10 protein-coding genes and 1 pseudogene are annotated in these 13,157 nt (G+C 63.7%); 9 read left to right on the forward strand and 2 right to left on the reverse strand.

The features are described from left to right. Positions 1-2 precede the first annotated feature (2 nt). The 6 genes and pseudogenes from hflC (at position 3) to BGRAMDRAFT_RS23405 (ending at position 6,839) form a co-directional block, all read left to right on the forward strand. Entirely contained in the window at positions 3-905 is a 903-nt protein-coding gene (gene hflC, locus BGRAMDRAFT_RS23380) for a protease modulator HflC (protein ID WP_006051318.1), read from the forward strand. A 45-nt stretch (positions 906-950) separates the two neighbouring features. Beyond that, positions 951-1,142, forward strand: a complete 192-nt coding sequence (locus BGRAMDRAFT_RS23385) for a DUF2065 domain-containing protein (protein WP_006051319.1) — start codon at positions 951-953, stop codon at positions 1,140-1,142. A 237-nt stretch (positions 1,143-1,379) separates the two neighbouring features. After that, the gene (locus tag BGRAMDRAFT_RS23390) at positions 1,380-2,531 is read left to right on the forward strand and encodes an ATP phosphoribosyltransferase regulatory subunit (protein ID WP_006051320.1); all 1,152 of its coding nucleotides are present in this window, start codon (positions 1,380-1,382) and stop codon (positions 2,529-2,531) included. 244 nt (positions 2,532-2,775) lie between these two features. Then, complete coding sequence (locus BGRAMDRAFT_RS23395) at positions 2,776-4,122, forward strand: adenylosuccinate synthase (protein ID WP_006051321.1); 1,347 nt, start codon at positions 2,776-2,778, stop codon at positions 4,120-4,122. Between the two features lie 3 nt (positions 4,123-4,125). Further along, entirely contained in the window at positions 4,126-4,716 is a 591-nt protein-coding gene (locus tag BGRAMDRAFT_RS23400; RefSeq protein ID WP_006051322.1) for a phosphoribosyltransferase, read from the forward strand. Between the two features lie 298 nt (positions 4,717-5,014). Continuing rightward, positions 5,015-6,839 (forward strand): annotated as a pseudogene (locus BGRAMDRAFT_RS23405) (potassium transporter Kup). A gap of 140 nt (positions 6,840-6,979) precedes the next feature. On the opposite strand, the gene BGRAMDRAFT_RS23410 reads toward BGRAMDRAFT_RS23405, so the two are convergent. Together BGRAMDRAFT_RS23410 and BGRAMDRAFT_RS35055 are read right to left on the reverse strand one after the other, a co-directional pair. Further along, positions 6,980-9,331 (reverse strand): Tex family protein, encoded by a 2,352-nt coding sequence (locus BGRAMDRAFT_RS23410; protein ID WP_006051326.1) that lies wholly within the window; start codon positions 9,329-9,331, stop codon positions 6,980-6,982. A gap of 142 nt (positions 9,332-9,473) precedes the next feature. Beyond that, positions 9,474-9,743: a hypothetical protein gene (locus BGRAMDRAFT_RS35055; protein WP_175130925.1), complete on the reverse strand. Its 270-nt coding sequence runs from the start codon at positions 9,741-9,743 to the stop codon at positions 9,474-9,476. Between BGRAMDRAFT_RS35055 and BGRAMDRAFT_RS23415 the strand changes: the two genes are divergently transcribed. The 3 genes from BGRAMDRAFT_RS23415 to BGRAMDRAFT_RS23425 all read left to right on the forward strand — a co-directional run. Then, positions 9,721-10,581, forward strand: a complete 861-nt coding sequence (locus tag BGRAMDRAFT_RS23415; RefSeq protein ID WP_006051327.1) for a hypothetical protein — start codon at positions 9,721-9,723, stop codon at positions 10,579-10,581. The two genes, BGRAMDRAFT_RS35055 and BGRAMDRAFT_RS23415, sit on opposite strands and share 23 nt — an antisense overlap. Positions 10,582-10,829: 248 nt before the next feature. After that, positions 10,830-11,048: a DUF465 domain-containing protein gene (locus tag BGRAMDRAFT_RS23420; protein ID WP_006051328.1), complete on the forward strand. Its 219-nt coding sequence runs from the start codon at positions 10,830-10,832 to the stop codon at positions 11,046-11,048. Between the two features lie 169 nt (positions 11,049-11,217). Next, positions 11,218-13,157, forward strand: a 1,940-nt coding sequence (locus BGRAMDRAFT_RS23425) for an ATP-dependent DNA helicase (protein ID WP_415857594.1), incomplete at its 3' end; no start/stop codon positions are given.

The raw sequence follows: 13,157 nt of genomic DNA on the forward strand, positions 1-13,157 counted from the left end.
ACATGAACAAGATCATTGCGCTCGTCATCGCGGTTGTCATCGTGCTGTTCGCCGCTTCGTCGATGGTGGTCGTTGTCGACCAGCGTCATATGGCGGTGTTGTCGTCGCGCGGCGACGCGGCGCCGGCGTTGCTCGGGCCCGGACTGCACGTGAAGCTGCCGCCGCCGTTGCAAACGGTGACGCTCGTCGATAGCCGCATCCAGTCGCTCGACGCGCCGGACGAAGACCGCTACGTAACCGCCGACAAGAACGATTTGCTCGCGAACCCGGTCGTCAAATATCGCGTGACCGATCCGCTGAAGCTGCTCGCCGAAACGAAGGGCGACGTGCAAAGCCTGCCCGAGCGTCTCGCGCTCGTCGCGCGCGGCGCGCTCGGCGACGCATTCGGCAAGTACACACTGTCCGATGCGCTCGCCAAACAGCAGACACTCGCCGACGAAGCGCGCGGCGCGATGGACAAGACGGCGGCATCGCTCGGTGTGTCGGTGGTGGACGTGCAGTTGACGCGGGTCGATTTCCCGGCCGCCATGGCCGACTCGGTCTACAAGCGGATGATCGCCGAGCGCCAGCAGATCGCGGCCGACGAGCGCGCGAAGGGCGCCGCCGAAGCCGACAAGATCAAGGCCGACGCCGTCGCGCAGCAGCAGGCCATTCTGGCTAACGGCTACGGCCAGGCGCAGACCATCAAGGGCGAGGGCGATGCGAAAGCCGCCGAGATCGCCGCGCAGGCGTACGGCAGCGACCCGGAGTTCTATCAGTTCTATCAAAGCATGCAGGCGTACCGGAACACCTTCAAGCCTGGCGACGTGATCGTGGTCGACCCGAGCAGCGAGTTTTTCCGCTTCATGCGTAGTCCGACCGGCGGCGCAGCCCCGGACGCTTCCGCGGCCTCGCGCAAACACTAATAACCCGGAACGCCGCGGCATTCGCATCGCGGCCCCTTCTTTCGCATGGATATAGTCGGCTCGTTACTGCTCGCGATCGCGTTGATGCTGGTTATCGAGGGGATGTTCCCATTCGTTTTTCCGAGCGCGTGGCGCGACACGTTCCGTAGAATAGCGGAACGGCCCACGCATCAGATCCGTATCGGCGGCCTGATCGTCATGCTGCTGGGACTGATTCTGCTGTTTTTCGTGACTTGAGGCGGAGCGTGGGGCGACGCGCGATGCGCGATGCCTCAGCGTGAACAAGCCCGCGATGTTTCCGCATCGACCGCCGCGTGTTTCGACAGGCGCTCTTCCTGCGTAGCGACTGCATGAGCCGTACGCTTCCGCCGCCGTCTGCCGAAGCCGCCGCAATCGAGCCCGAGTCCGAGCCCGCCATTCACACTTACTACCGGCGCATTGTGCCGCCGTGTTCAACGTCGTAGGACTGTATCGATGTCGACCTGGTTACTTCCCGAGAACATTGCCGACGTGCTGCCGTCGGAGGCCCGCAAGATCGAAGAATTGCGGCGTCGTCTGCTGGACCGTTTTCGCTCGTACGGCTACGAGATGGTCATGCCGCCGCTGCTCGAATACATCGAGTCGCTATTGACGGGCGGCGGGCACGATCTGAACCTGCGCACCTTCAAGCTGGTCGATCAGTTGTCCGGACGCACGCTCGGCCTGCGCGCCGACATCACGCCGCAGGTCGCGCGTATCGACGCGCATCTGCTGAACCGTCAGGGCGTCACGCGTCTTTGCTACGCCGGGAATGTCGCGCATACGCGGCCGCGCGGTCTGCACGCGACGCGCGAGCAGATTCAGATCGGCGCTGAAATTTACGGTCATGCGGGCCTCGAGGCCGACCTTGAAATCCAGCAACTGATGCTCGATGCGCTGCATCTCGCGGGCCTGGGCAAAGTGCGCCTCGACCTGTGTCACGCGGGCGTGCTCGCGGCGTTGATCGAAGCGGAGCCGGCCGCCGCCGAACTCGGCCAATCGCTCTACGACGCGCTGGCGGGCAAGGACGTGCCGCGGCTCGTCGAATTGACCGCGAATCTTTCGGCCGTCACGCGCGATGCATTGCGCGCGCTGCCTGCGCTTTACGGCGACGCGTCGGTGCTCGAAGAAGCGCGCGCGCGTTTGCCGAATGCGCCGGCCATCGCACGCGCGCTCGACGACCTCGCATTCCTCGCAAGCCAGGTCGAAGGCGCCGAAGTGATGATCGACCTCGCGGATTTGCGCGGCTACGCGTATCACAGCGGCGTGATGTTCTCGGCGTATGTCGACGGCGTGCCGAACGCGGTTGCGCGCGGCGGCCGTTACGACCACGTCGGCCAGGCGTATGGCCGGGCGCGCGCGGCGACAGGCTTCTCGCTCGATCTTCGCGAAGTCGCGCGCATTTCGCCCGTCGAAGCGCGCAGCAGCGCGATTCTCGCGCCCTGGCAACACGACGACGCGCTGCGCGTGAGCGTGGCCGCGTTGCGCGACGCCGGTGAAGTGGTGATCCAGGCGCTGCCCGGTCACGAACACGATCTCGACGAATTCGCGTTCGACCGCGTGTTGGTCGAGCGCAACGGCGCATGGACCGTCGAACCGCGCTCGTGAGCGCGTTGTAATAGCGTCGCTCACGGTTTTTTCGCGGACACATCGAGGCGCGCAGCAGTTGTTCCGCATGCGTCGCCGGACATCGCGCGGCTATTGGCTACCCTCGGCCAACATCGGCCACCACCGGCCGCGCTTCTTTCACGATACCCACCATAACGTGCATACCGTTGAGCGGAAACGGAAAAATTCCGGAAGCGTCCGCGAACATAGGTAAAATACGTTTTTAACCAGCTTACGAAACAACATGTCTGCCAGCGCAGTGAATGTGAACCCCGGGCGTAACGTCGTCGTCGTGGGGACCCAGTGGGGTGATGAAGGCAAGGGCAAAATCGTCGACTGGCTGACGGACCACGCTCAAGGCGTCGTTCGCTTCCAGGGCGGTCACAATGCCGGCCACACGCTTATCATCGGCGGCAAGAAAACCATCTTGCGTCTGATCCCGTCGGGTATCATGCATGCCGGCGTCGCGTGCTACATCGGCAATGGCGTCGTGTTGTCGCCGGAAGCGCTGTTCAAGGAAATCGGCGAACTCGAGGCCGCAGGCGTCGACGTGCAGAACCGCCTGTTCATTTCCGAAGCCACCACGCTCATCCTGCCGTATCACATTGCCATCGACCAGGGCCGCGAAGCGCGCCGTGGCGCGAGCAAGATCGGCACCACCGGCCGCGGCATCGGCCCGGCTTACGAAGACAAGGTGGCGCGCCGCGGCTTGCGCGTGCAGGACCTGTTCGAGCCGGAGACTTTCGCCGAACGTCTGCGTGAAAACCTCGACTATCACAACTTCGTGCTGACGCAGTACCTGGGCGTCGCCGCTGTCGACTTCCAGCAAACGCTCGACACGATGCTGAGCTACGCCGACCGTCTGAAGCCGATGGTGACGGACGTGTCGCGTCGTCTGTACGACGCGAACGCCGCCGGCAGCAACCTGCTGTTCGAAGGCGCGCAAGGCACGCTGCTCGACATCGACCACGGCACCTATCCGTTCGTCACGTCGAGCAACTGCGTCGCGGGCGCGGCAACGGCAGGCGCGGGCGTCGGTCCGCAAAAGCTGAACTACATTCTCGGCATCACCAAGGCGTACTGCACGCGCGTCGGCTCGGGCCCGTTCCCGAGCGAACTGTACGACGCGGACAACGCCGCGCGCCAGGAAGCGATCGGCCTGGAACTCGCCACCGTCGGCAAGGAATTCGGCTCGGTCACCGGCCGTCCGCGCCGCACCGGCTGGCTCGACGTCGCCGCGCTGCGCCGCTCGATCCAGATCAACGGCGTGTCGGGCTTGTGCATGACGAAGCTCGACGTGCTCGACGGTCTCGACGAAGTGAAGCTGTGCGTCGGCTATACGGTCGACGGCAAGAACGTCGATCTGCTGCCGCGTGGCTCGTCGGAAGTCGCGCGTTGCGTGCCGGTGTACGAAACCTTCGCGGGCTGGAAGGAAAGCACCGTCGGTATCAAGGAATGGGACAAGCTGCCGGCGAACGCGCGTGCGTATCTGTCGCGCGTGCAGGAAGTGGCGGGCATTCCGATCGACATGGTGTCGACCGGTCCGGATCGCGACGAGACCATTCTGCTTCGTCATCCGTTCAAGGCTTAAGCGATGGTGCAAGGTGTCCCCATGATTGCGATGAAAGATCCGCGCAACGACGATAAAAACCTGTGGGTCGGCTGGGACGAGTATCACCGGCTGATCGAATTGCTGGCGCTCGCCGTGCATGAATCGGGCTGGAAGTTCGACAAGATTCTGTGCCTCGCGCGCGGCGGTTTGCGCGTGGGCGACCAGCTTTCGCGCATCTACGATCTGCCGCTGGCTATTCTCGCAACGAGTTCGTATCGCGAAGCGGCCGGCACGGAGCAGGGCGAACTCGACATCGCGCAATACATCACGATGACGCGCGGTGAACTGCACGGCAACGTGCTGCTCGTCGACGACCTCGTCGATTCCGGCGTGACGCTCGCACGCGTTCAGCAGCATCTGAAGGAACGCTATCCGGCCATCACGGCGGTGCGTTCGGCGGTGCTCTGGTACAAGGGCTGCTCGAAAGTGAAGCCCGACTATCATGTGCAGTACTTGCCGACCAATCCGTGGATTCATCAACCGTTCGAGGAGTGGGATACGGTTCGCCCGCATAACCTCGGCGCGTGGATCAAGCGCGGCATGGCGCAAGCGCAGGAGTCCTCGGAAAATTGATGCCTCAAAAGCGCATCGTAGCGGAGCCCCATAGGGCTCCGTTTTTTTATGCGCGGGCAACGGCACGCGGCGCTTCGCCCGCGCGCAGTGACATTCGCCGCACGAGACGTTACGCAGCAGACGCGCACATATCGCAGTGCTACACTGCGCGACCATCCACGTGGTGTATCCACAATAAGCTGGGCGTCTCAGCAGCGTTTAGAATAGCGGTCGCTTTTTCCGCCCAGAAACGATTTCCTCGCGTTTATGACAGATAACATCACGTTGCAACAAACAGCCATACTCGTCGCGCTCGCGCATCGCGTGTGTCGCGAATCGCACGAGCCCGCCTGTACGCGCTCAAAGAGCGTTCAGCCCGTCGCATGGCATTCCGCTGACCGATCAATCCATCTGGGCGTGATCTCGCTGCTGTTCTGGGCCATCGTGATCGTCGTCGGCATCAAGTACGTGCTGTTCGTGATGCGCGCGGACAACAACGGCGAAGGGCGGCGTGCTCGCGCTCATGGCGCTGGCGCTGCGTTCGCTGGATGAAAAATCGAAAATGGCCGGCCTGCTGATGATGCTCGGCATTTTTCGGCGCCTGCATGTTTTACGGCGACGCGGTGATTACGCCCGCCATTTCGGTGATTTCCGCCGTCGAAGGTCTCGAGATCGCGGCGCCTCATCTGTCTCATCTCGTGTTGCCGCTCACCATCGTGATTCTGATCCTGCTGTTCTGGATCCAGCGGCACGGCACGGCCACCGTCGGCCGTCTGTTCGGTCCGATCATGGTCGTGTGGTTCGTCGTGCTCGCCGTGCTCGGGCTCTGGCATATCGTGCAATCGCCGACTGTGATCCGCGCGCTGAACCCGTATTACGCGTACTCCTTCATGGCCGCGCACGTGTTGCAAGCGTATGTCGTGCTGGGTTCGGTCGTGCTCGTGCTGACGGGCGCCGAGGCGCTCTACGCGGATATGGGCCACTTCGGCGCGAAGCCGATCCGCATGGGCTGGTACGTGCTGGTCATGCCTTCGCTGGTGCTGAACTACTTCGGCCAGGGCGCGCTGCTGATGCACGACGCCAAGGCGATCGAGAATCCGTTCTTCCTGCTCGCGCCGCAGTGGGCGTTGCTGCCGCTCGTCGTGCTGTCGACGGTGGCGACGGTGATCGCGTCGCAGGCGGTGATCTCGGGCGCGTATTCGTTGACGAGCCAGGCGATCCAGCTCGGCTACGTGCCGCGCATGAAGATCCTGCATACGTCAGAGCTTGCTATCGGCCAGATTTATGTGCCGGTCGTGAACTGGATGCTGCTCTTCATCATTCTGTGCATCGTGATCGCGTTCAAGAGTTCCGATAACCTCGCGGCCGCGTACGGCATCGCGGTGACGGCGACAATGGTCATCACCACGATCCTCGCATGTGTCGTGATGGTGAAGGTGTGGAACTGGAACAAGTTCCTGGTTGGACTGATCATCGCCGTGTTCATCACGATCGACCTAGGATTTTTCGGCGCGAATCTGCTGAAAGTGGAAGAGGGCGGCTGGCTGCCGCTCGGCATTGGCGCGTTGCTGTTCTTCCTGCTGATGACGTGGTTCAAGGGCCGAATGATCGTCAAGGAACGCACGGCCGCCGACGGTATTCCGCTGATGCCGTTCCTGCAAGGGCTGCTCGCGCATCCGCCGCACCGCGTGTCGGGTACGGCGATCTACCTGACCGGCAGCGATACGCTCGTGCCCGTCAGCCTGCTGCACAATCTGAAGCACAACAAGGTGCTGCATGAGCGCACCATCTTCCTGACCTTCATCACGCGCGACATTCCGTATGTGAACGACGCGGAGCGCGTGACGGTGAGGAACATCGACGGCGGTTTGTATCTCGTGAAGGCCGCGTACGGCTTTAATGAAACGCCGGACGTGAAGGCCGTGCTCATGGAAATCGGCCGCACACACGACATGACGTTCGAGTTGATGGACACGTCGTTCTTCCTCGCTCGCGAAACGGTCGTGCCCACGCAATTGCCCGGCATGTCGGTGTGGCGTGAACGTGTGTTCGCGTGGATGCATCAGAACGCCGCGAAGCCGACCGACTTCTTTAGTATTCCCGCGAATCGTGTGGTGGAGTTGGGAACGAAGATCGAGATTTGACGGACGGGCGGAGTAGCCCGCAGTAGCCTTAACGAAAAAACCCACGCATTGCGTGGGTTTTTTGTTGGCAGCCGCGTGAGAAACGGCGTGCATTCAGCGGCGCAGCATAAGCACTTCGCACACCGAACGCACAGAGGCGCCTACTTCTGCTTGAGCTTCGCGAATGCCGCGGCCATTGCGCCACCCGGTTCCGGTTCACGCGAGCGCTGCTGCGGCGCGCCGCGTCCATTGCCGCCGCCCGCACGGCCGGAGCCGCCGCGATCCTGCTGCGCACCGCCGCCACTGCGCGTTGCGGCCGCGCCGAACTCGTCGTCCAGACGCATGGTGAGCGCGATACGCTGGCGCTTCACGTCGACTTCGAGCACCTTGACCTTGACGATCTGGCCGGCCTTGACGACTTCGTGCGGGTCCTTGATGAACTTCGTCGACATGGCCGACACGTGCACGAGACCATCCTGATGCACGCCGACGTCGATGAACGCGCCAAACGCCGCGACGTTCGTCACCACGCCTTCGAGCACCATGCCAGGCGTCAGATCGCTGACTTTCTCGACGCCTTCGCGGAACGTCGCCGTCTTGAACTCAGGGCGCGGATCGCGGCCCGGCTTTTCGAGTTCGAGCAGAATGTCGCGCACGGTCGGCAGACCGAAACGATCGTCGACGAATTCGGCGGGCGACAAGCCGCGCAGCGCGTCGCGATTGCCGAGCACTTCGCCGGCATGCTTGTTGATCTTCGCGAGAATCCGTTCGACGACCGGATACGCTTCCGGGTGCACCGACGAGCGGTCGAGCGGATTTTCGCCGTTGTTGATGCGCAGAAAACCGGCCGCCTGTTCGAAGGTTTTGTCGCCGAGACGCGGCACCTTGCGCAAGTGCTCGCGCGAAGGGAACGGACCGTTCGCGTCGCGATAGTCGACGATGTTGCGAGCCAGCGTGGCGTTGAGCCCCGACACGCGCGCGAGCAGCGCGACCGACGCCGTATTCGCATCCACGCCGACCGCGTTCACGCAGTCTTCGACCACGGCGTCGAGCGAGCGCGCGAGTTCGCGCTGGTTCACGTCGTGCTGATATTGGCCGACGCCGATTGCCTTCGGCTCGATCTTCACGAGTTCGGCGAGGGGGTCTTGCAGACGCCGCGCGATGGACACCGCGCCGCGCAGCGACACGTCCATGTCCGGGAATTCCTTTGCCGCGAGTTCGGACGCCGAGTAGACCGACGCGCCCGCTTCGGACACGACGATCTTTTGCAGCTTGAGTTCGGGATGACGCGCGATCAGTTCGCTCGCGAGCTTGTCCGTTTCACGCGACGCCGTGCCGTTGCCGATACTGATCAGCTCGGCCTGCGTCTGCGCGCAGATGCGCGCCAGTTTCGCAATCGAGCCGTCCCAGTCGCGGCGCGGCTCGTGCGGGTAGATCACGTCGGTGGCGAGCACCTTGCCCGTCCGATCGACCACCGCGACTTTCACGCCGGTGCGCATACCAGGATCGAGACCGATCACGGCCTTCGGGCCCGCCGGCGCGGCCAGCAGCAGGTCCTTCAGATTGCGCGCGAACACGCGGATCGCCTCGTGTTCGGCTTCCTCGCGCAGATTGGTCAGCAGTTCGTTTTCGATGTGCGGCTGCACCTTCACGCGCCAGCACCAGCGGCACACGTCCGACAGCCATTTATCGGCCGGACGGTTTTGATTGGCAATGCCGAAATGACGTGCGATCAGCGTCTCGCCCGGATGCGGCACCTGCGCGTCCAGTTCTTCGCCGAGGCCGAGCTTGATCATCAGCACGCCGGCATTGCGGCCGCGGAACAGCGCGAGCGCGCGATGCGACGGCACCGTGCGGATGGTTTCCGCGTAGTCGTAGTAATCGCGGAATTTTTCTTCTTCAGCGCTCTCTTTGCCTTCGACCACCTTCGACGACACCACGCCCTGATTGAACATGTAGTCGCGCAGCTTGCCGAGCAGATCAGCGGTTTCGCCGAATTGCTCGGAGAGGATGTCGCGTGCGCCGTCGAGCGCGGCCTTCACGTCGGCGACGCCTTTCTCGGCGTCGACATACGCGGCGGCTTCGGTTTGCGGGTCGAGCAGCGGATTGCCGAGCAGCGCATCGGCGAGCGGCTGCAGGCCGGCTTCGCGAGCGATCTGCGCGCGCGTGCGGCGCTTCGGCTTATACGGGAGATACAGGTCTTCGAGCACCTGCTTGCTGTCGGCGCCCTCAATCGCGGTGCGCAGCTCGTCGGTGAGCTTGCCCTGTTCGTCGATGCTCGCGATGATCGCCGCGCGCCGGTCTTCCAGTTCGCGCAGATACAGCAAGCGTTCCTCGAGGTTACGCAGCTGCGTGTCGTCGAGATTGTCGGTCACTTCCTTGCGGTAGCGCGCGATAAACGGAACGGTCGCTCCTTCGTCGAGAAGTTGCACCGCGGCCGCGACCTGGCGCGGCTGGACGGACAGTTCGGCGGCGATGCGCTGTACGATCTTGAGTGCTACGGTTTCCGTCATAAGCTCTTGGGTTTCCTGCGGACTCGGTCAGGGGCCGTGCGCCGGCGGCGCCTCGCACACACACGAGGCGCCGGGCACGCAGTGCGTGCGCGCTGCGACCAGTTTGCTAGAGCGGGGCATTTTGCCACAAATGCCAAAGGGCTCAACCGCGCGGGGGTGATAGAATTTCGGGCATGTTCCGTTGACCCTCTCTGACGTTGCCAATCACGTTGCCAATCTCCTTTTTGTTCAACCGCCAGGGCTCGCGCCCGGTTTCCCGCTCGCCACATTTGCCGCTATTCGCCGCGCGCTGGCCGTTTGCTTCGCGTGTAGCCGGGTCGCGTCGTGCCGACCTTTTCGCGTGGGTTTCCAGCAGAACGTTGATGGCGTCTTGCGCAGCGTCGGCGTGCATGATGGCTGCGGCGCTGGCCATGTCAGAGCCTGCTGCGGCGCAATCGGTGACGCCCGCGGCCGCATCGGCTGTGCAGGGCAGCAGTGCCGGCGGTGATGCGAATGCCGCTGCCGACGGTGCAAGCAGCACCGCGGCGCTGGACACCGAATTCGACGCGCGGCAGAGAACGCTGGATCAACGCACCGAGGAAAACAACTATCGCTATGGCGTCGCCGAGCATGACTGCTACAGCACGTTCTTTGTCAATCACTGTCTGAACAAGGCGCGCGATCAGATGCGCACGGTTCAGGCGCAGATCCGCAAGGAGCAGCTCGCACTCGACGGCGAGCAGCGCGCCGAGCGCGCGCGCAAGCGCGACGAGCAGGCGGCGATCAAGCGCGCACAAGACGAGGCGAGCGCGCCGCAGCGTGCCGCCGAAGACGCGCGCAACGCCCAGGCTTACGAAGACAAGCAGCGCCAGCATGCGCTCGACCAGGCGCAGCGCAGTGCCGAGGCGCCGCAGCGCAGCGCCAACGCCGAGGCCTACGAGGAAAAGCAGCGTCAGCACGCAATCGACCAGGCGAAGCGCGGCATCAGCCCGTCGCAGGCGGCTGCCAATCAGCGGGCTTACGACCAGAAGCAGGGCGACTTCCAGCGCAAGCTGGACGAGGCTCGCAAGCAGGGCGCGCAGAAAGCGCAGGAGCGCGTCGAGAAGCAGCAGAGCTTCGAAAAGAAACAGGCCGAGGCCGCGCAGCACCGGGCCGATGTCGAAGCGCGCCAGAAGCAGGCCGCCGAAAAAGCCGAGCAGAAACGCCAGGAACAGTTGAGGCAGCAGAAGCAACTCGAAGAGCAGCAGAAACAGCAACAGCAGCAACAGTAGCGAGCCGCGCCGTGCGCAGTGCGTGTGACATGCGTATGGCGTTGAATGGCGCTTGCATGGTGCTGGTATCGCACCCATCCGCACGGTGGGTGCCATGCGGTTGTAATATCGCAGTAGTGCACGCAGTAGCCAGCGCGCGCCGTAGTGCAGACAGTCGCCGTAACGCGTTTTGAGCCGGACAGCAACCTCAGGCAACGGGCTGAACATCGCGAACATGCAGCCCGTGTCACAGTCGAGCGGAGGCGAGCATGCGCGATCAACATCACGTCATCAACGCGGACACACTTCGCGACCGGATTCTGCAACTGCAATCGGAGCATAGTGGGCTCGACCGTTTGATCGACCGAATATCGGATGAGCCCGGCATCGACGACTTCGAGTTGCAGCGCCTGAAAAAGCGCAAACTCAAAGTCAAGGACACCATCATCTTGCTGCAATTGCAGCTCGAACCGGACGCACGCGCCTGAGTTCGCGGCCTGGCAGGCGCCGGGCGCGCGCCGCGCGAGCCGGACTTTGCAGGAAACGCTTGCCTTGAATTCACCGCTTGAAACTTCGCTTGAAACTTCATCACGCGCGAGTGCCGCCGACAGCGCCTCTGAGACCGGCACACCCGCGCCGCGTCCCGCCGCGCCGGCGCTGAGCGCATCGCTCGATCCTCGCCGCGCCGCGGAACTGAACGACATCTTCGCCGACAACGGTTTGCTGGCGCGGCAGATCGACGGCTATCGCTCGCGGGCGTCGCAAATCGAAATGTCGCGCGCCGTCGCTGCCGCCATGGAAGCGTCGGGCCGCGCGATGCCCGAGCCCGCGATGTTCGAGGCGCAAAAACGTCCGGCGCGGCGTCTGCAAACTGCCGGCGCGGATGCCGCAAGCGAGACCGTCGAAGCCGACGAAGCAAAGGCGCTCGACGGCGCCGAGAACACGCTGATCGTCGAGGCCGGCACGGGCACGGGCAAGACCTATGCGTATCTGGTGCCGGCCATGCTGTGGGGCGGCAAGGTGATCGTCTCCACGGGCACCAAGCACCTGCAGGACCAGCTCTTTCAGCGCGACATTCCGACCGTGCGCGACGCACTGGCGGTGCCCGTGTCGGTGGCCATGCTCAAGGGCCGCGCGAATTACCTGTGTCACTACTATCTGCAGCGCACGGCCGATAACGGCCGCTTGCCGTCGCGCCAGGAAACCTCGTATCTGCAGGACATCGTCCGCTTCGCGAAGATCACGCGAACCGGCGACAAAGCCGAGCTCGCCAGCGTGCCGGAAACGGCGGCGGTGTGGTCGATGGTCACGTCGACGCGCGACAACTGTCTCGGCCAGGAGTGTCCGCATTACAAGGACTGCTTCGTGATGCAGGCGCGCCGCGAGGCGCAGCAGGCCGACATCGTGGTGGTGAATCACCACCTCTTTTTCGCCGACATCATGCTGCGCGATACCGGCATGGCCGAACTGCTGCCCACGGCCAATACGGTTATCTTCGACGAGGCGCATCAGCTTCCCGAAACGGCCACGCTGTTTTTCGGCGAGACGCTTTCCACCGCGCAGTTTCTCGAACTCGCGCGCGATTCGGTGGCCGAGGGCTTGGGTCATGCCCGCGATGCCGTCGACTGGGTCAAGCTCGGTTCGACGTTGGAGCGTGCCGCGCGCGACGTGCGGCTTGCGTTCAAGGAAGATTCGGTGCGCTTGTCGATCGGTCAGTTGCCCGACGATCACCCGCTGTTCGCCGCGCTCGAAGCGCTCGAAGCGGAGCTCGATGCACTCGAGTCCGCGCTCGCCGGACAGGCCGAGCGCGCGGAGTCGATCGGCGCCTGTTTGCGCCGCGCGCGCGAGTTGCAGGGCGTGCTGGCCGGCTGGACGACTCCGCCTACCGAGCTCGAACGTCAGACTGCGGATACGGATCGAAGCGCTTCCGCCGAAGCCAAAAACGAGCGCGCCGATCCGAACGAAAAAGTGCGCTGGATCGAAGTCTTCGCGCACACGGTGCAGTTGCATGAGACGCCGCTCTCGGTCGCGCCGATTTTCGCGAAGCAGCGCGCCGGCGTGCCGCGCGCGTGGATCTTTACGTCGGCTACGTTGTCGGTGCGCGGCGACTTCACGCACTACGCCGCGCAAATGGGCCTGAACGCCAAGCGTTCGATGACCTTGCCGAGCCCGTTCGACTATCCGTCGCAAGGGCTGTTGTATGTGCCGCGTAATTTGCCGCAGCCGTCGTCGCCGATGTTCACCGACGCGGTGTTCGACGCAGCCTTGCCGGCAATCGAGGCATCGGGCGGCGGCGTCTTCATGTTGTGCACGACGCTGCGCGCCGTGGACCGCATCTCCGCGAAATTGCGCGATGTGATCGAGGCGCGCGGCTGGAACTATCCGCTGCTGGTTCAGGGCGATGCGACGCCGCACGGAATTGCTCGATCGTTTTCGCGCGTACGGCAACGCGGATTCTTGTCGGCAGTCAGAGCTTCTGGGAAGGCGGTCGACGTGCGGGGCGACGCGCTATCGCTCGTCGTGGATCGACAAGCTGCCGTTTGCGCCGCCCGACGATCCGGGTCTGTCAGCGCGGCTCCGATGCGCTCACGAAGAAA

It is taken from the genome of Paraburkholderia graminis C4D1M (assembly GCF_000172415.1).
GTDB lineage: Bacteria > Pseudomonadota > Gammaproteobacteria > Burkholderiales > Burkholderiaceae > Paraburkholderia > Paraburkholderia graminis.

Bases quoted from the DNA above. Each gene is read 5' to 3' on its own strand.
- BGRAMDRAFT_RS23385 (WP_006051319.1), top strand. From the start codon at position 951: ATGGATATAGTCGGCTCGTTACTGCTCGCGATCGCGTTGATGCTGGTT.
- hflC (WP_006051318.1), top strand. From the start codon at position 3: ATGAACAAGATCATTGCGCTCGTCATCGCGGTTGTCATCGTGCTGTTC.
- BGRAMDRAFT_RS35055 (WP_175130925.1), bottom strand. From the start codon at position 9,743: ATGGCCAGCGCCGCAGCCATCATGCACGCCGACGCTGCGCAAGACGCC.
- BGRAMDRAFT_RS23410 (WP_006051326.1), bottom strand. From the start codon at position 9,331: ATGACGGAAACCGTAGCACTCAAGATCGTACAGCGCATCGCCGCCGAA.
- BGRAMDRAFT_RS23390 (WP_006051320.1), top strand. From the start codon at position 1,380: ATGTCGACCTGGTTACTTCCCGAGAACATTGCCGACGTGCTGCCGTCG.
- BGRAMDRAFT_RS23415 (WP_006051327.1), top strand. From the start codon at position 9,721: ATGATGGCTGCGGCGCTGGCCATGTCAGAGCCTGCTGCGGCGCAATCG.
- BGRAMDRAFT_RS23420 (WP_006051328.1), top strand. From the start codon at position 10,830: ATGCGCGATCAACATCACGTCATCAACGCGGACACACTTCGCGACCGG.
- BGRAMDRAFT_RS23395 (WP_006051321.1), top strand. From the start codon at position 2,776: ATGTCTGCCAGCGCAGTGAATGTGAACCCCGGGCGTAACGTCGTCGTC.
- BGRAMDRAFT_RS23400 (WP_006051322.1), top strand. From the start codon at position 4,126: ATGGTGCAAGGTGTCCCCATGATTGCGATGAAAGATCCGCGCAACGAC.